16 protein-coding genes and 1 riboswitch are annotated in these 17,798 nt (G+C 40.5%); of the genes, 1 reads left to right on the top strand and 15 read right to left on the bottom strand.

The genetic code is table 11. The annotated features are described in order from the left end of the window. Both sdhA and BK575_RS23370 read right to left on the bottom strand, forming a co-directional pair. On the bottom strand, positions 1-1,160 hold a 1,160-nt coding region (gene sdhA / locus BK575_RS23365; RefSeq protein ID WP_139368176.1), incomplete at its 3' end, for a succinate dehydrogenase (quinone) flavoprotein subunit. A gap of 29 nt (positions 1,161-1,189) precedes the next feature. After that, positions 1,190-1,798: a succinate dehydrogenase cytochrome b558 subunit gene (locus BK575_RS23370; RefSeq protein ID WP_078413965.1), complete on the bottom strand. Its 609-nt coding sequence runs from the start codon at positions 1,796-1,798 to the stop codon at positions 1,190-1,192. A gap of 435 nt (positions 1,799-2,233) precedes the next feature. Here BK575_RS23370 and BK575_RS23375 point away from each other — a divergent pair, with 435 nt between their 5' ends. Next, positions 2,234-2,668 carry a YslB family protein gene (locus BK575_RS23375; protein WP_078414935.1) on the top strand — a complete coding sequence of 145 codons (435 nt, stop codon included), beginning with the start codon at positions 2,234-2,236 and terminating at the stop codon, positions 2,666-2,668. 87 nt (positions 2,669-2,755) lie between these two features. Here BK575_RS23375 and dapA read toward each other — a convergent pair whose 3' ends face one another. The 13 genes from dapA to BK575_RS23440 all read right to left on the bottom strand — a co-directional run bounded on the left by dapA (position 2,756) and on the right by BK575_RS23440 (position 17,790). After that, positions 2,756-3,628: a 4-hydroxy-tetrahydrodipicolinate synthase gene (gene dapA / locus BK575_RS23380; RefSeq protein WP_078413966.1), complete on the bottom strand. Its 873-nt coding sequence runs from the start codon at positions 3,626-3,628 to the stop codon at positions 2,756-2,758. 45 nt (positions 3,629-3,673) lie between these two features. Continuing rightward, a complete protein-coding gene (locus tag BK575_RS23385) occupies positions 3,674-4,909 on the bottom strand; it encodes an aspartate kinase (protein WP_078413967.1) in 1,236 nt (411 codons plus the stop codon). Positions 4,910-5,111: 202 nt separating this feature from the next. Further along, positions 5,112-5,290: riboswitch (Lysine riboswitch) on the bottom strand. Between the two features lie 71 nt (positions 5,291-5,361). Beyond that, positions 5,362-7,134 (bottom strand): excinuclease ABC subunit UvrC, encoded by a 1,773-nt coding sequence (gene uvrC / locus BK575_RS23390; RefSeq protein WP_078413968.1) that lies wholly within the window; start codon positions 7,132-7,134, stop codon positions 5,362-5,364. Between the two features lie 24 nt (positions 7,135-7,158). Continuing rightward, positions 7,159-8,607 carry a glycosyltransferase family protein gene (locus tag BK575_RS23395; RefSeq protein ID WP_139368096.1) on the bottom strand — a complete coding sequence of 483 codons (1,449 nt, stop codon included), beginning with the start codon at positions 8,605-8,607 and terminating at the stop codon, positions 7,159-7,161. A 156-nt stretch (positions 8,608-8,763) separates the two neighbouring features. Next, the gene (locus tag BK575_RS23400) at positions 8,764-9,708 is read right to left on the bottom strand and encodes an FTR1 family iron permease (RefSeq protein ID WP_078413970.1); all 945 of its coding nucleotides are present in this window, start codon (positions 9,706-9,708) and stop codon (positions 8,764-8,766) included. Between the two features lie 29 nt (positions 9,709-9,737). Then, positions 9,738-10,481 (bottom strand): hypothetical protein, encoded by a 744-nt coding sequence (locus tag BK575_RS23405; protein WP_078413971.1) that lies wholly within the window; start codon positions 10,479-10,481, stop codon positions 9,738-9,740. A 143-nt stretch (positions 10,482-10,624) separates the two neighbouring features. Beyond that, positions 10,625-11,368 carry a glycosyltransferase family 2 protein gene (locus tag BK575_RS23410; RefSeq protein ID WP_078413972.1) on the bottom strand — a complete coding sequence of 248 codons (744 nt, stop codon included), beginning with the start codon at positions 11,366-11,368 and terminating at the stop codon, positions 10,625-10,627. Positions 11,369-11,370: 2 nt separating this feature from the next. Next, on the bottom strand, positions 11,371-12,831 hold the full coding sequence (locus BK575_RS23415) for an alkaline phosphatase family protein (protein ID WP_078413973.1): 1,461 nt from the start codon (positions 12,829-12,831) through the stop codon (positions 11,371-11,373). Further along, a complete protein-coding gene (locus tag BK575_RS23420) occupies positions 12,828-13,799 on the bottom strand; it encodes a lysylphosphatidylglycerol synthase transmembrane domain-containing protein (RefSeq protein WP_169907964.1) in 972 nt (323 codons plus the stop codon). Before BK575_RS23420 ends, BK575_RS23415 begins: the two co-directional genes overlap by 4 nt. After that, complete coding sequence (locus tag BK575_RS23425) at positions 13,756-14,703, bottom strand: GDP-mannose 4,6-dehydratase (protein WP_078413975.1); 948 nt, start codon at positions 14,701-14,703, stop codon at positions 13,756-13,758. Before BK575_RS23425 ends, BK575_RS23420 begins: the two co-directional genes overlap by 44 nt. 133 nt (positions 14,704-14,836) lie before the next feature. Then, complete coding sequence (locus BK575_RS23430; RefSeq protein WP_078413976.1) at positions 14,837-16,051, bottom strand: hypothetical protein; 1,215 nt, start codon at positions 16,049-16,051, stop codon at positions 14,837-14,839. Between the two features lie 204 nt (positions 16,052-16,255). After that, a complete protein-coding gene (trxA, locus tag BK575_RS23435) occupies positions 16,256-16,570 on the bottom strand; it encodes a thioredoxin (RefSeq protein WP_078413977.1) in 315 nt (104 codons plus the stop codon). A 239-nt stretch (positions 16,571-16,809) separates the two neighbouring features. After that, positions 16,810-17,790 carry an electron transfer flavoprotein subunit alpha/FixB family protein gene (locus BK575_RS23440; RefSeq protein WP_078413978.1) on the bottom strand — a complete coding sequence of 327 codons (981 nt, stop codon included), beginning with the start codon at positions 17,788-17,790 and terminating at the stop codon, positions 16,810-16,812. Between the last annotated feature and the right edge of the window lie 8 nt (positions 17,791-17,798).

A 17,798-nucleotide genomic window follows, 5' to 3' on the forward strand; every position in this document is an offset into this window, starting at 1 on the left:
AAACGGTTCGCTCCGTGCTGCGAGTAATCACATTCACCGGCAGCGAAAAGCCCCGGAATGTTTGTCATTTGATCATAATCTACCCATAGACCGCCCATTGAATAGTGGACCGCAGGGAAGATTTTCATTGGAACTTTGCGCGGATCATCACCCATGAATTTTTCATAGATTTCAATGATTCCGCCAAGCTTGATGTCAAGCTCCTTCGGATCTTTATGGGAAAGATCCAGGTAAACCATGTTTTCACCGTTGATACCTAGTTTTTGAGCGACACAAACGTCGAAAATCTCACGTGTCGCAATATCACGCGGTACTAAGTTTCCGTATGCTGGATATTTTTCTTCTAAGAAATACCAAGGTTTTCCATCTTTATACGTCCAAACGCGGCCGCCTTCTCCACGAGCCGATTCACTCATTAAGCGAAGCTTGTCATCTCCAGGGATCGCTGTCGGGTGAATTTGAATGAACTCACCGTTCGCATAATAAACCCCTTGCTGATACACGATCGATGCAGCTGAACCCGTATTGATGACAGAGTTAGTAGACTTACCGAAAATGATACCAGGTCCTCCGGTAGCCATGATAACCGCATCTGCCGGGAACGATTGGATTTCCATCGTTTGCAGGTTTTGGGCCATGATTCCGCGACAGGTACCGTCGTCATCTAAAATAACCCCTAAAAATTCCCATCCTTCATACTTCGTTACAAGCCCCGCTACTTCATGACGGCGAACTTGTTCATCCAACGCATAAAGCAACTGTTGTCCAGTTGTTGCTCCGGCGAATGCGGTACGGTGATGCTGTGTTCCACCAAAGCGGCGGAAATCAAGCAATCCTTCCGGCGTACGGTTAAACATAACCCCCATCCGGTCTAATAAGTGAATAATGCCAGGCGCTGCTTCACACATCGCTTTGACCGGAGGCTGGTTTGCCAAGAAGTCACCGCCGTACACCGTATCATCAAAGTGTTCCCAAGGAGAATCTCCTTCCCCTTTTGTATTGACCGCACCGTTAATACCGCCTTGCGCACAGACCGAGTGAGATCGTTTTACCGGAACAAGTGAAAATAAATCCGCTTGCTTTCCTGCCTCTGCAATTTTAATCGTGGCCATCAGGCCTGCTAAACCGCCGCCAACGACGATAATTCTCCCTTTACTCATCGTAACCCCGCTCCTTTACAACTATCAGATTATGCAAACGCCAAAATAGCACGAACACCGACGAACGCCAATGCTACGAAGATTCCTAATGTCACATACGTTGAAATGCGTTGAGAACGAGGAGTGACTGTCAGTCCCCAGCTTACGCCGAACGTCCATAAACCATTCGCAAAATGGAAGACGGTGGATAAAATTCCGACAAGATAGAACGCTAACATGGCAGGATTATCGACGATATTCGCCATCATTTCATAGTTGACTTCTGCTCCGAAGAATACTTGAATTCTCGTTTCCCATACGTGCCAGGCGATAAAAATCAGAGTGACTACCCCTGAAACACGCTGAAGCAGGAACATCCAGTTTCGGAAATAGCCATAATTGCTCACGTTATTCTTCGCCGTGAAGGCAATATACAGTCCGTAAATAGCATGAAATAAAATCGGTAAGAAAATAATGAATGTCTCTAATGCGTAGCGAAAAGGCAAGCTCTCCATGAAATGGGAAGCATTATTAAACGCCTCAGGTCCTCTTGTCGCAAAATGGTTCACCACTAAGTGCTGGATCAGGAAAATCCCTACCGGAATGACACCTAACAATGAATGCAGTCTGCGATTGAAAAACTCCTTGTTTGCTGCCATACATTAAACCCCCTTTGATAAATGAACGAATTTTAAAAAATTGCAAGACTCCCCATACATCCTAACAGATTAATAGGTCGACAAAAAAAATGTAACCCTTTGCATTTTTTTATCGAATAAATGTGACAAATTCATTGTACTCCCATCCACTATACCCGTCAAGGAAGCTAGAAGCAATTGTTCAGTAAAATACAAACAATAGATAATCTTCTAATAATTATACGGTTTACAGCCACTAATCAGCAAAAATCCAATTAGAGAAATAAAACATAAACATATGGAACCATTCTATCTCCATTATTCAAAAGAGATTTTTTTGTCATTTTTTGTTACCTAGAAACTTCATAATTCGCCCAAAAAAAAGGGTGAGACAACTATCACCTTCATATATAATATAAGCTATAGAAAGAGGGGAAGAAATTGACTAACTTATCGATACAACAGGAAGAAACCGTAGATGAACAACAATTTCCTTATTTCGGTTACAGTTTAATTCGAGACGTCTTACTGCCGGATTTGCTCGGTAACGAATCGGATCAAATTTTATATTGGTCGGGCAAGGTTTTAGCCAGAAAGTATCCTTTACCACAACAAGAAGATCTTCTGTCCTTCTTCTTAAAAGCAGGCTGGGGAATTCTCACCGTGACAGAGGAAAAACGGCGTAAACTAGAGTTTGCTTTATCGGGTGACGTTGTGGAAAAAAGATTGAAAGATGCCCCGAATGCCTCTTTCCATTTGGAAGCCGGTTTTATTGCAGAACAAATTCAACTTCAAAAGAATTGTATAGCCGAATCTTATTTAGAACTAAAAGGCAAACAAAACAAAGTCCTTGTTACCGTAAAATGGGATAAAAAAGATATCATTGAATAAAATGATATCATTGAATAAAATGATCCCCCGTTCAGTCAAACGGGGGATCATTTTATTCACTATTGAAGAAAGCCCGTTTTCCTCATTTTAAATAGATGGAAGAACTTCTGTTAATGCTTGATGTTCTTGTTGAGATAGCGGAACAAGCGGCAGACGGACAAATCCCGTATCTAATCCTTTTAATTGTAAAGCTGCTTTGACCGGAGTAGGGCTTGGCGCCGCAAATAAAGCATTCATGACCGGCAGCAGCTTTTGATGCGCTTTCGCGGCTTTTTTCCGTTCACCATCTTCAAAAGCTTTAATCATCTCTTGCATTTCATTTCCAATGATATGAGCTGCTACAGATATAATTCCATTTCCGCCAATCGCCAACACAGGCAAAGTCAGGGCATCATCGCCACTGTACAGGGCAAAATCATCGTCCGTGTTAGCAATAATTTCAGTCATCGCATCCAGATCCCCGCCTGCATCTTTCACCGCCACGACATTCGGAAGCTTAGATAGCTTGATGATGGTCTCAGGAGCAATTTTGGCCACAGCACGCCCCGGAACATTATAAAGCATAACAGGTAAAGTTGTGCTTTCCGCAATCACTTTAAAATGTTGATAAAGCCCTTCTTGGTTCGGTTTATTATAGTATGGTGCCACAAGCATGACAGCGTCCACACCCGTTTTTTCCGCTTCTTTTGTCAAATCGATGGAAGCATATGTATTATTGCTTCCTGTACCGGCAACAACAGGTATTCTCCCATCTACAACCTCTACAACATGACGAAATAAAGCCAACTTTTCTTCTGATGATAAAGTTGGAGATTCACCAGTTGTTCCAGCAACCACCAATGAATCCGTTCCGTTTTCAATTAAATGGTTCACAAGCTTTGTCGTTTGTGAAAAATCAATGTTCCCTTCTTGATCAAAAGGTGTAATCATAGCAGTTGACACTTTCCCAAAATTAATCATATCTCCACTCCCTTAAAATAGTTGGACTTCGTTTGACAAGCTACCTTATGATTTCGCGCCTACCACTTCTGCATCCAGTTGAAAAGCTTGATGAAGTGTTTCAACTGCCCGTACCATTTCAGCTTGTTTAATGACTGTTGAAATTTTAATCTCAGATGTACTTACCATCTTCACTTCAATTTGTTCGTTCGCCAGCACTTCAAACATGTCTGCTGCTACACCAGGGTTAGAAATCATTCCAGATCCAACAATAGAAACTTTCGCCAATCCCTTTTCATGTTCAATTCGTTCATATCCAAGCTTCTCGGCATATCGAGAAAGAACATCGATCGCATTTTGCACATCCTCTGTTTTAACAGAAAACGAGATAGATGGTTCCCCTGTCGATAAGGCACTTTGAATAATGATATCTACATTGATATGATGTTTTGCCAGTGTGGAAAAAATCGTAGACAACGTATGTAAACGATCTCCCATTCCGACTACTGTAACACGTGATACATTATCTTCAAACGCGATACCTCTTACAATTAAGTTCTGCTCCATGGATGCTTCCTCCTCAACAATCGTGCCTTTTTCTAACTCCATGCTTGAACGCACTTCAAGCGGAACATGATGGTTTTTTGCAAATTCAACCGCTCTCGGATGCAGTACTCCTGCACCTAAATTAGCTAATTCCAACATTTCATCATAAGAAATGGCTTTTAGCTTTCTTGCCGATTTCACATAGCGGGGATCTGTCGTAAATACTCCCGGTACATCTGTATATATATCACACTTATCTGCTTGTAAAGCCGCAGCCAGAGCAACAGCCGTTGTATCAGATCCTCCTCTTCCAAGAGTTGCAATCTCCTTCTCTTCCGTCATCCCCTGGAATCCTGCTACGACAACGATAAGATCTTTGTTTAGTAATTTTTGAATACGCTCTGTTTCGATATTGGTGATTCTGGCATTGCCATGCACCGTTTCCGTCTCAATTCCCGCTTGCCAGCCCGTTAAAGAAATGGCCTCATATCCTTTTTCCTGTAAAGCCATGCACAATAATGAAATGGTAATTTGCTCTCCTGTCGTCAAGAGCATGTCCATTTCCCTTTTGCTTGGGTTAGATGATATCTGGCTTGCAAGAGAAACAAGTTCATCCGTTGTTTTTCCCATTGCGGAAACCACGACAACGACTTGATTTCCCTGTTGTACCTCTGCAATGACACGAGTTGCTGCATGTTGAATACGTTCAATTGAGCCGACTGATGTTCCGCCGAACTTTTGGACAATTAATCCCATATTGGACCATCCTTTTCTATTCATTTTCCATATAAGCTTTGTAATCGATAGATTTTCTCAAGGTAAAAAAAATTGGTTATAGCCAAATTTTAAGACAGAATCATTTTCTTATACTGTATATTGGAGTAAAAAAACAAAAAAGCAATGAGATAGAAAACTATCCCATTGCTTAGTATGAACCAATATTAAATGAAATTCCGCAATGTGAGATAGCTCTCCAAGGTTTCGATACCTTGACAGCCCTGTATTTATTCAATACAGAACCAGCAAAAGCTGCAATGAGGCAACCTTCACTTCGGCGAATTTTCCTTTCAATCATGTTCGCAGGAGCTCAATCTCCTCCCATGATTTACTTTTAAACTTCGCACCTCTACCTTCACTTCAACGTAATGAAGTGTTAAAACAATATGAAATTATTTACATAATAACAGATTTTTTTGTTTTTGACAATGCTAATTCTTTAATTTCTCAAAAATAAGCTCCGCCACACTTTTCGGAATATTCACTTCTTGAATTTCTTCCACTGTCGCTTCTTTAAGGCGCTTAATCGATCCAAAATGTTTTAACAAGGCTTTTTTACGCTTTTCTCCTACTCCCGGAATGTCATCCAAAACAGATTGGAACGCAGATTTGGAGCGGACTTGACGATGAAACGTAATCGCAAAACGGTGGACTTCATCTTGAATTCTCTGTAACAAATAAAACTCTTGGCTGTTGCGCTCCAATGAAATGATTTCAGGCGGCTGGCCCATCAAGAGATTGGACGTTCGGTGCTTATCATCTTTTACAAGACCAGCTGTTGGGATAAACACACCGAGTTCATGTTCTAATACCTCTTCAACAGCTGCCAAATGGCCTTTACCTCCATCGATAATGATTAAATCAGGAAGAGGTAAGTTCTCTTTTAATACCCTGCTGTATCTTCTGCGAACCACTTCTCGCATCGAATCATAATCATCCGGCCCTTCTACCGTTTTAATCTTATATTTACGATATTCCTTTTTAGCAGGCTTTCCATCAATGAACACAATCATTGCCGACACTGGATCGGTCCCTTGAATATTCGAGTTATCGAACGCTTCAATTCGGTGAGGCGTGGCAATCCCCAATTGTTTGCCCAAATGCTCCACCGCTTTAATCGTTCTTTCTTCGTCCCGTTCAATCAAGAAAAACTTTTCCTGAAGCGCGATTTTAGCGTTTTTGCACGCCAATTCAACTAACTCTTTTTTCTTCCCTTTCTTTGGATGATGAACATTGACTTCCAGCAATTGTTGAACAAGGCCCGCATCAATATCATGCGTCAATAAAATTTCCTTCGGCTTAAAATGGTTATTTTGGCTGTAGAACTGGCCGATGAACGTTAAAAAATCTTCTGCCGGATCATTGTAGAACGGAAACATGGAGACGTCCCGTTCAATCAACTTCCCTTGGCGGATAAAAAAGACTTGAACGCACATCCAGCCTTTATCATAGGAATAACCGAATACATCCCGGTCCATAAAGTCACCGAGCATCATTTTCTGCTTCTCGATCGTTGCCTCAATATGGGCAATTTGATCACGATATTCTTTTGCCCGTTCAAAATCCAACTCTTCTGAAGCTTGCATCATTTTAGCTGTAAGCTCTTCTTTTACCTGCTTGTAACCTCCATTTAAAAAACGGGCGATATCATCAATAATCTCTTTGTTTTGCTCCATTGAAACCTCTTTTTCACACGGAGCCATACATTGTCCGATATGATAATATAAGCAAGCACGATCTGGCATGGTCGAACATTTTCTAAGCGGATAGATGCGGTCCAGCAATTTTTTCGTTTCGTTTGCCGCTTGGGCGTTCGGATATGGACCGAAGTATTTTCCGTTATCTTTTTTGACTTTTCTTGTAATAATGAGACGCGGATGCTTTTCCCCCGTAATTTTGATGAACGGATAGCTTTTATCGTCTTTTAACATCACGTTATATTTAGGATCATGCTTTTTGATTAAATTCATTTCCAAAATAAGGGCTTCAATATTTGAAGAAGTAACGATATATTCAAAGTCTACAATCTCATTGACAAGACGCAATGTTTTTCCATCATGGCTGCCAGTGAAATAAGATCGAACCCTGTTTTTCAATACTTTTGCCTTCCCGACATAAATAACCGTACCATGCCGGTCTTTCATTAAATAGCAGCCGGGGTGATCTGGTAAAATAGCTAGTTTTTCCTTCAAGTGATTATTCATGGAAATCACTCCAGTTTTCTGAATTCATTTCACCCATTCATATAGCGTAATTTCACCATATACAGGGTCTATTAATTTACTTGATTTATATACACTTACTTTTTTCACTTTCTCCTTCACATCAATTCCCTGCTTTTCAAAGCCTTTTACAACATGGTCAGTAAGGTAAATGATATCATTGTCATAATTTTCTTTATCCTGCAAAAAAGCATGAAAGTGATAAATTGCTTTATGAGGAAAGTCTGCTTGTAAATAATGCAGGACCCTTGTTTCTTCCCACGTATATACTATAAACTCTTCTCGCTTATCCTCCAAGTCATATGCTAACTGATAAGTCGCCGGCAAAGAATCAGATTGCTTCTTCATTTCCATTATGACCATTGTCATTTGCAATATCAAAACAGCAAGTACAACTAGCAGCTTTTGTACGTTAAGCTTCCCCCCTAAAAAATGGGTCCATAAATAGAACATAATAATCGATGCAGCCGGGATGATATGACGCGGCTTGTCAATATTTTGACCTAAAAGCGCCCATATAATATAAACCATCCCCATGATTGCCAGCCAGCCATCTAATTTAAGGGAAGGACCTTTTATGCAAAGAACGAAAAGAATAATGACATAAAAACATAAAATAAGAACCGATTGATTGCAAATAGCGGTCCATATAATATTGAAGAAAATTAATGTCAGCATTCTTTGAAAATATGAATGCTCTTCCGTAGCCGCTGTTCCCCCCCACTCCTGAAAATGCCCGTTTGTAAAGGAAAACGCTAACTTAAGAAAACTTGCCGCTCCTCCCTCTGCCGCCACCAGCGCGAATAGCCATATAAATTGAAAAAACGCAGCTAGAGAACAAAGAATGACTATTCGTTTCCAGCTTCTCAACAGCTTCCATTCATGCCACCATAAAAGCAAAATTCCAATGCCCAACGGTGCATAGGATAAACGAATACCAAGCACAACGCTAAACAAACATAAAGGAATAATTTGAATAATCCATTTGCGATGATCCTTCGCCAAATAAAGAGACCAGAAATACCACCATACTGCCGCCATTGCTGAACCCTCTGACATTGGCTGTGTAACCGTTAGCACCATATAACTGGCTGACTGAATTAAAACAGTTGTCACCCATGCAGCGCTGGGGCCTTGGTATCTTTTAGCCAATAGATAAATAGGAATAACTGCAGACAGCATCATTATGCTATTAAAAACCGCTAATGCTTGGGCAGGATTGTTTATAAACTGATGCACAACTATTCCGCCAAGAATAAAATATGGATAGCCCGGGAAGTGGGGCTGCATCGCCAATAAATCATAGCGACCAAGCGCCAATGCAAAGTCCACTTGATCCCATGAAGCTGCATATGGACTCGCATAACACCATTGAAAATAATAAATAATACAAAGCGATAACATACTAAAAATGGCGGATAAACGCCATGAAACACGCTCGTTTGCCTTCAGCATGTCCCTCATCTCCTATATAGACAAAATTCTTTTTGCGCCCTTAAATGAAATCGACCGTCATCTAACCCCCCATTTAACAGGGTTTAACATGACGGTCGAGTGTATGATAAGACTAGTTCAAAAGATTTTTCTTTTTCTCTTTCATTAGCCTCTCAGTTAAATAATATTTTTAGTAGATGATTCAAGCACCTGTGTGCTATGATCTTCGTTTTGTGCAGAGTCTGTCTTTACGTATTGCTTTTTTTCATTTTGTGCATTCACAAGCAAATAGATGACGACAAAGTAACCGATGTAAACAATCACTTCTTCTATTGAAGGCATTGATGAATACCCAAACAAAGCTTTCAGAAAGATTCCTATATCCCCTGATAATAACGGTGCTGTTCCATAGTCTCGAACATAATGCGCATAATCGATTGGATGTTCTGGTAAAAACCAAGTCAAATCATATAAATGCGGAATAACACTGCCGATTATATTCAAATCTTGAAGCATTGAAACTCCTTGAACAAGAAGGCCTGCTGCAATTAAAAGAATAAATGCGCCCGTCACTTTGAAAAACGTTTTAAGCGGAACACGCATTGTGCCTTTAAAGAAGAAATAGCTCACGATCACCGCAATAATAGCACCTGTAATCGCTCCCCATCCCTGCATGGCAGCGCCGATATTTCCGCCTGTAATGGCTGCAAAGAAAAATACAGTTTCCACACCTTCACGTAAAACGACTAAAAAAGAGTGGATAATCATTCCGATAATGTTACCGGTCGATATAAACTTATTCATTTTTCCTTCCATATTTCCCTTTAAATCGCGGCTATGCTCAGCCATCCAAAAAATCATTTGCGTCAGCAAAATAGCGGAAATGAAAATAATGGAGATTTTCAAATACATTTCACTTCCCATTGCCGCAAATCCGGTAAAAACGATCTGGAATAACATCGCTACACCAATGCTCGCTAAAACAGCAAGACCTGCACCGAACCATACGTATTTAGTGTATTTTTTGTTATTCGTACGTTTTAAATACGTCGTAATAATTCCTACAATTAACAGGGCTTCCAACACTTCACGAAATGTAATCAACAGGGCTTGAATTTCCACCTTTTATTCTCCTTTCAGGACAAAACTTGCTATTTTCGCTTTTTAGCAATCGAGTATCCAACAATTGCCGCAATAACAATCACAATGATGATAATGGGAATCCAATTTTTAAAATCGGAAAGATCTGTCCATTCCTTTTTCCCTGTGCTCTCAACAGATTCTCCCTCTGTGAAATGACCTACTTCTAAGCTTGGCAGCTTAAATTGTTTTTGCAGTGAACCTAGAATGTTTTCTTTACTTTCTTTAAAAGCGTCAATATTCGCTTCTTTTTGTCCTACTCCAAATAGTCCCGGGTTTCCAATAGACTCTAGAGCTTTATCGAATTCTGCTCTTATTTCACTATCTACGTTATTGTCTTGAACAACTGGAGATAGCGCTTCGTATGTAGCAAATGCTTTTGCAAGCAGCAGCTTGCTTGTAGAATATTCTTCAAACTTCTTTTCAATGCTTTCCAATCGTCTCGCGATATTCAAGACAAGAACCTTTTGCATATCTTGAATGACTGCTTCACCGTCTTCATTTTCTATATCCTTTAAAATCGTTTCCGATGGTTCTGTTCCCATATGCATATCAAGTTCTTCCTGCACTGTTTCAAATACAGCCTTTGCCCCAGCAAAATTTGGCGGACTTTCATTTAACTTCGCAGCCATTTCCTTATAGGCTTCTGCTACCGTTTCTTCACTGGGATCTCCATATGAATAAGCCGACACTTGAATTATATGGCTATTAATAATAAATATCATAACTAAACACAAAAGTAACATTTTTTTCATTTTACTTACCTCCACATTGATAATGATAATAATTATCAATATTATTGTCAATAAATATTCAGAAAAAAGAAAAGGGATGAAGAAAGGGCGAGTCTACCCTTTTCTTACACCCACCTGTAGAGCTATTAAACATTAAAATTATATCAATCTTGCATTAGCAAATGCGCATCTTTTATAACCTTTTCCTTATGAACGGGCCTTCTCACCTCTTTTACAATCGCGGGTAGAACAGATGTCATATATGCACGGAATTTAATAAATGACTGACCGGTTTTTCGTACTTGATAACGAATCGGCACTTCTTTCATCCGAAATCCTTTTCGCATAAGGTTCAAAGTTAGGACCTGGGCATAATTATAGTCATGGATAATTTCTGCACTTCGCATCGCTTGCTTCGTAAAGGCCCTCATGCCAGATTGGCCGTCATGAATCCACGTTTTGAGTAACATACATTGCAACAACGTAAAACAATAGTTTCCTAGACGGCGATGAACTTTCATTCCATTAATCGTTCCTAAAAAACGCGATCCCATCGTGTAATCTGCCTGTCCTTGAAAAATAGGTGCCAGTAAATCTGGAATTTGCTCAGCTGGATATTCGTTATCCGCATCAAGCATAACACCAATGTCTGCCCCATGTTTCACACATTCTGAAAGTCCAAGTCTCACTGCTGCTCCCAGCCCATGATTGCCCTGATTGGAGACAATAAAATCTGCCCCCGCTTTTTTGGAGACTTCAACTGTAGCATCCGTTGACCCATCATCAATGACAAGCACCTTTACATCTACTTGAGGATGAAAATCTCTTGGAATACGTGAAATAACCGCACCAATAGCCTCTTCTTCATTATAGGCGGGTAAAAATACAATGACTTGCTGCTTTCTCAATGCTATTCTTCCTTTCTAATCGCTTCTGTCAAAACAGGACCGCGGCTGTGGCTTGGATAAGGGGCACCCATTAAATAAGAGATCGTCGGGGCAACTGATACTAAACTTTGTTTTTCATTCACGACATGACCTTTTTTAATATTTGGCCCATGCATAAAGAATGGTACATAGCGTTCTCCTTCATCTAAATGCCCATGTCCCCCGATTCCGTCAGCTTGGCCATGGTCTGCACAAACAATTAACGTGGTATTCTTCATTTTTCCTTCTTGTTCCAGCCATTCTACATATTCTTTCAAGAGCGCATCTGCTTCCTCTATTTTTTGAATATATTCATCGTACAGCACACCACGGCTATGTCCCGTTTGGTCTGTGCTGATTAGCTGTACAACCAACAAATCTGGATCTTGTTCACTCATAATGTTTTTCGCTCGTTCAATGATGTTTCGGTCTGCGACATCATTATGCATAACTGCCGTAACCGTCTCTACGTCATCTCCCATTGAATCTACCAAATGGGCAATCCCTAGCAATCTTCCTTTTTTATTCACTTTTCTTAAAGAATCAAAAATACTTTCCACTTTAATTCCCAATTTCCAGACCATATTCGATTTAATACCGTGTTCAAATGGATATGTGCCTGTAAACATAGAAGAAAAGCATACGACCGTGCGGGCTGGATATACTGTCTCCATTTGCGAAAAATCCGTTCCATTACGGCGTAGCCCATCTAAAAATGGTGTGTTTGCTTCTTCAAAACGTTCCTTTCGCATTCCATCAACAACCAGCACTACCACTTTATCACTTAAAGCTTTTTCCGGCTCGACATTATTTGTATATGTCGCAATTACTTTCGGTTTCCAATCAAATAAATAGCGGTGAAGAATAAATGAGAAAAGCAAAACAAATAAATAGAAACCAATAAGCTTCATTCCCTCACTGCCGGCTAATTGTACGCGCTCATCGTTAAATTGGTGGAGGTAATAAGCCCAAATCGATAGAATCAATAAAAACTTCGGCAATTGTTCTTGGGCATTCCCGCTTGTGGAATCACTATTTTTTAATACAAGCTTCCAAAAGCGAGTGAAATTTAACCATGATGTTCCGATACGAAGGTGATAGTATAATGTCCCCCAAAAGAATACGGTAAAAAAGAAATAAAGTCCCAGCGAGAAAAGCCATAAGGAGATAGGCGTCTCTTTCCACATAATCAAATAAACAATAAAAGGAATCCATAAGTAGTTTCTTAGAAACAAAGGAAAATCATAGATGAAGTACATCGCCAAAAGGGGTAAGACGAGCAAAAAACTAAAGGCAAATGCCTGTAGAAATGAGCCGCTTCCCAACTGCCCGAAATAAAAAAGCAGCATCGTTCCCGTGACAAAAATAGGAGTGAACGGTTTTCCTTCATTCAGCAAGTTCCAACACCTTGCCGCCACTTTTTCAAAACTTGATGCTTGTTTCATAATTGTTCCTCTCCTTTCTTTCTTATCCACATTCGCATTTGCTTCATAGTCACTGGCATGCATAGCAGCACAAGTATCCCTGCGGCATAAGAGTAGATAAATTTATAAGCATGACTCGTCAAAGCAATCGTGTAACTATCCTCTAAAGGAAGAGAAAGCAGGACCAACGCCCCACTCATCACCGTCTCATATGTCCCGATGCCTCCTGGCGTAATCTGGAATATTTGTCCTCCCACGGTCATGCTGTTGACCCACATGCTTTCGATAGCAGATAAGGAATGTCCAATTGCATGGACAGTACTATATACAACCGCGCCTTCACAAGCCCAGCTAAAAAAGATCAACAGCAGTAACAATGGAAAGCGTTTCGTGAACACGCTCTCTTTCAGTAATGTCAGTTGTTTCTTCCAAATATAATTGTATTTCTTCAAAATAAGCAGAAAAAAAACAACAAACAAAACTACACCAGTCCATAAAAGCGGAGCTTGCGGCTCAAACCTGACGTAACCTGCCGCCATATAGACTCCAAAAGCAGATATACCGAGCAGGCAAAGCATATCCAATATCCTCATGATAACGACTGAATGAACGGCTTCCTCCATTGTGATGCTTTTATTTTTGTGATGAATGACCCCGATCCGAACCATGTCACCTGCTTTTATCGGAAGCAAATGGTTCAATGCAAGGCTATAAAAGAGAGCCGCCAGAGCGCTTGAAAGCGTAATCTTTCCATTCATATACATCCTCCAGGCCACGGCTCTCAGCAAAAAAGCTCCCGTATAGAAAGAAATCATAATCAGAAGCCATAACGGGTGAATCCACAAAGCAGAAAACGAAACCTGCAGCTTTTTCCAATCAAATGTTTGAAGGGATACATAGCCGAATAAAAGCACGAGCAATACACCAATGACGAAAAAAAATTTTTTAATCGGCTTCATATGTTTTAAACCAATCAATGGTTCGTTCAATGCCTTCTTCAATCGTCACTTTTGGCTTATACCCCAATAGCTGACTCGCTTTGGAAACATCCGCCCATGTATGAACCACATCACCTGCTCGTTTTTCCTTTTGAACTGATTTTAGATACGGAAAGGACGAAGATAATATTTCGACGAACCGCTCAATAGCCACGGGATGGGAAGATCCTAAATTAAACGTTTCAGATTCATGCTCATGGAAGACAGAAGCTTCTATTCCGTCAATAATGTCTTCAATGTACGTATAATCTCGTGTTGTCTTTTGGCCGTAAAGCAAAATCGGCTCCTCTTTCATAGCTGCTTGAATAAATTTTGCCATGGCCATATCGGGTCTTCCCCAGGGCCCATAAACAGTGAAAAACCGCAAGATGGTTAATTGGAATCCATATAAATGCTGATAGGCGTGACAAAAAGATTCTGCACTATATTTAGCAGCGGCATATGGCGAAATAACCTGTCCTGTTGCCATTTCTTCTTTTACCGGGCCAGCGTGCGCGTTCCCGTATACCGAGGAAGAAGAAGCAAACACCACACGCTTAACTCCTGTCTCTCCCGCACATTTCAGTACATTAATGGTAGCTTTTACATCATAATCGACGTATTCCAAAGGCTGTTCCAAAGAAGGCATAACACCGGGAATCGCTGCAAGATGAATGACACATTCCGGTTTCGTTTCCTCAAATAGCTGCCTTATTTTGGATTCATCCAGTAAACTGAAGGAAAAGAACGAAAATGCCCCAGCTTCTTCTACAAACTGAAGCTGTTTTCGTTTTCGTTCAATCGAATAATAAGGGTGAAGCATATCCACTACTGTCACCTCATGCCCCTTTTCAATAAAGCGCCTGCTCAAATGACAGCCGATGAATCCTGCTCCTCCTGTAATTAACATCTTCACAAACGACACCTCTTTGCTGCATTAAAAATCGAACCATAATTTCTATGGTATCTTTTCATCATCGTTTATGCAATTTCCAAATCAATCTAACAGGAAAAAAGCCGCATCTTGGCGGCTTTTTGTTAAATCAATATTATTTTGCTAATTGGTCAACAACAGCCAACACTTCTTTGCTAAGAGCGGCCGCTTCTTCTTTTTTGTTTTCAGCTACTGCCTTATACCATTCTTCGCCTTTAGCTAAAGCTGCTTGAAATTGCTCTTCGCCGATTTTCTCGCTTCCTGTAATTTCAAGTGCTTTTAAGAACATATTTGCTTCCATAGCTTCTACTTTCGCTTCTGTTAACTCATTTTTCTCAAGAGCTTCAGGCACTTTCCCGTGGTATCCTGCAATTTTTCCAACAAGTGCTTTTGTAAATAAGCTGTTTACTTCGTCTGCTTTAACATCAGCAGCTTTTGTCGTCGTTAAAGTAAAGATTTCATCTAAACGTTTTGCCGCAGCTTCATCTCCACCAGCTAAAGATTCTTTAATAGCTTGCAAGAAACCCCAGCCTTCAGCTTGCATATTTTGAAGCTCTAATTCATCTTTTCCTTCTTTTGCTGCATCTTCCACTTTCTTCGCATAAGAGTTAGCCGCTAAATAGTAGCTGCGATAGATTGATTTATCCGTTACTTGTTTAGAAACGCTATAATCATCTGCGTTACCTGCATTTAATGCTTCTTCTTGGGCCGCTAAACCAGCGTTGATGTTTTCAACAAGACTTGCTTCCCCCTTCAATTCATACAGCCCATCGCGTTTTTCTGCCGTTGGGATGATGACTTGTGCTGCAAGGTACTTAAGCTCAGCAAAAGCTGCTTTTGCTTTTTCAGCGTCTTTTGCTTCCAATGCTGCTTCTACATCTTTATGTAATGCTTTTTGTTTTTGATAGAAATATGCTTGTGTTGTTTTATCCATTAGCTGACGTGCAATGTTTGCGTCAAGCTCTTTATTTTTCCCTGCTTCAACTGCTGCTTGGATGGCTTGATCAAATTCGCCGTTTACTTCGTTTACAGCCGCCTGAAGATTGTCTGTATATAGTTGAGATACTAGTTCCCAATCAACTTCCTGGCCTTCTTTTGCTTTTTCAGCTTCAGCCTTCATATCTTGATATGCTTTTACTTGTTTACCCACGGCTGTCTCTTCGATAGCTACTTCCTTTGTTTCAGCCGCTTGATCTGTTTTTTCAGATGCTGTTTCTTCTTGTTTTGGTTCTTCTTTAGCCGTTTCTTCAGCAGCATTATTACAGCCGGCTAATACTCCTCCTGCAAGTAACATGCTAGCAACTACAGTCATTGATGCTTTCTTTTTCATATGTAGCTCTCCCGCCCTCTTATATTGATAATGATTTTCATTCACGTTTTCTATTATAGGGAGAACGATTCTCATTGTCAATGTTAATTTTTCACTATTACGCCTCATTTAAACCATAGGCCTGATTAAAACCGACACCGTTCTCTAAAAAGTCCAAAGAAAAAAAATGATGGAGCTGCCTTTTCAGGCAGCTCCATCATTTTTTTACGCGTGTTGAGATAAACGCTCAGCAAGTGCTTCTTTTGGTTGGAAACCTACTACTTTATCTACTACTTCGCCATTTTTGAATACAAGTAAAGTTGGGATGCTCATTACGCCGAATTTAGCAGCTGTTTCTTGATTTTCATCCACATCTACTTTTACGATTTTCACTTTGTCGCCCATTTCTGAATCTAATTCTTCTAATACAGGAGCGATCATTTTACAAGGTCCGCACCATGGAGCCCAAAAATCTACAAGCACTAAACCTTCTGTAGTTTCATTATTAAAAGTTTGATCTGTTGCATTTACAATCGCCATTGTAATTCCTCCTAACATTTCCAATATCGAAAACTAACCACAGTATATCATCTTATATTGTTCAACGCTATTTATTTGACTCGCTTCTAATTGTCCCCATGAAATAATGTTTTCATACAAAAAGCGGGTTTTTATACTTTACCCGCTCTTCGTCATTCTTAAACTTTTTTTCTATGAAATACGAGCTTTTTAGCACGCATTTTTGATTCGTATAGAAAAAATATCCTATACATTTTTTATTAAGAAGAGTGCACTTTTAACTTTCTGAATTCTTCTGTCAGCATCGGAACGACTTCAAATAAATCACCAACGATACCATAGTCAGCCACTTTGAAAATGTTGGCTTCTGGGTCTTTGTTGATGGCGACAATCACTTTCGAATTCGACATACCAGCCAAATGCTGAATGGCACCCGAAATACCGCACGCAATATACAGATCCGGCGTCACAACTTTACCCGTTTGGCCAATTTGCAGTGAATAATCGCAATACTCCGCATCGCAAGCACCGCGGGATGCACCGACGGCACCCCCAAGAACATCTGCAAGTTCTTGCAACGGCTTAAAGCCGTCCTCGCTCTTTACACCGCGTCCTCCAGCTATCACCACTTTCGCCTCTGATAAATCCACTCCTTGCGATGCTTTACGGACAATATCGCTCACAACGGTGCGTAAATCTTTAATATCAGCTTGGACAGCTGTGACGCCGCCGCTGCGGGCGGAATCCTTTTCAAGCGGTGAAATATTATTTGGACGAACAGTGACAAAAATGAGGCCGTCTGTGACGATTTTCTTTTCAAATGCTTTTCCGGAGTAAATTGGGCGCGTAAACACTAAATTTCCGCCTGTTGATTCTACTGCTGTCACATCGGAAATCAAACCGCTGTCCAATTTTGCTGCAAGTTTTGGAGACAGATCTTTTCCGAGTGCCGTATGCCCCATAACAATCCCTTCCGGCTTTTCTGCATCCACAACCGCTAAAAATGCTTGGGCATAACCATCTGGCGTATAGTTCGCCAACTTATGATCTTCGACAGTTACGACACGGTCGGCGCCGTAAGCAATCAAGTCGCTCGCTAGTTCCTTTACAGCGTCTCCCACTAAAACACTGACTACTTCTCCGCCTTCTGCTACTGTTTTTCCCGCAGCGATTGCTTCAAATGAAACGTTACGTAATGCTGATTCGCGTACCTCTGCTAATACTAATACTTTGCGTGCCATGATTTATC

Origin of the sequence: Priestia abyssalis, assembly GCF_002019595.1 — a bacterium.
Taxonomy (GTDB): Bacteria; Bacillota; Bacilli; order Bacillales; family Bacillaceae_H; genus Bacillus_BA; species Bacillus_BA abyssalis.

Coding starts and splice junctions, on each gene's coding strand:
- dapA (WP_078413966.1), bottom strand. CDS start 3,628: ATGATTAATTTTGGGAAAGTGTCAACTGCTATGATTACACCTTTTGAT.
- BK575_RS23405 (WP_078413971.1), bottom strand. CDS start 10,481: ATGAAAAAAATGTTACTTTTGTGTTTAGTTATGATATTTATTATTAAT.
- BK575_RS23415 (WP_078413973.1), bottom strand. CDS start 12,831: ATGAAACAAGCATCAAGTTTTGAAAAAGTGGCGGCAAGGTGTTGGAAC.
- uvrC (WP_078413968.1), bottom strand. CDS start 7,134: ATGAATAATCACTTGAAGGAAAAACTAGCTATTTTACCAGATCACCCC.
- BK575_RS23430 (WP_078413976.1), bottom strand. CDS start 16,051: ATGAAAAAGAAAGCATCAATGACTGTAGTTGCTAGCATGTTACTTGCA.
- BK575_RS23385 (WP_078413967.1), bottom strand. CDS start 4,909: ATGGGATTAATTGTCCAAAAGTTCGGCGGAACATCAGTCGGCTCAATT.
- BK575_RS23440 (WP_078413978.1), bottom strand. CDS start 17,790: ATGGCACGCAAAGTATTAGTATTAGCAGAGGTACGCGAATCAGCATTA.
- BK575_RS23395 (WP_139368096.1), bottom strand. CDS start 8,607: ATGCTGAAGGCAAACGAGCGTGTTTCATGGCGTTTATCCGCCATTTTT.
- BK575_RS23370 (WP_078413965.1), bottom strand. CDS start 1,798: ATGGCAGCAAACAAGGAGTTTTTCAATCGCAGACTGCATTCATTGTTA.
- trxA (WP_078413977.1), bottom strand. CDS start 16,570: ATGGCGATTGTAAATGCAACAGATCAAACTTTTAATAATGAAACTACA.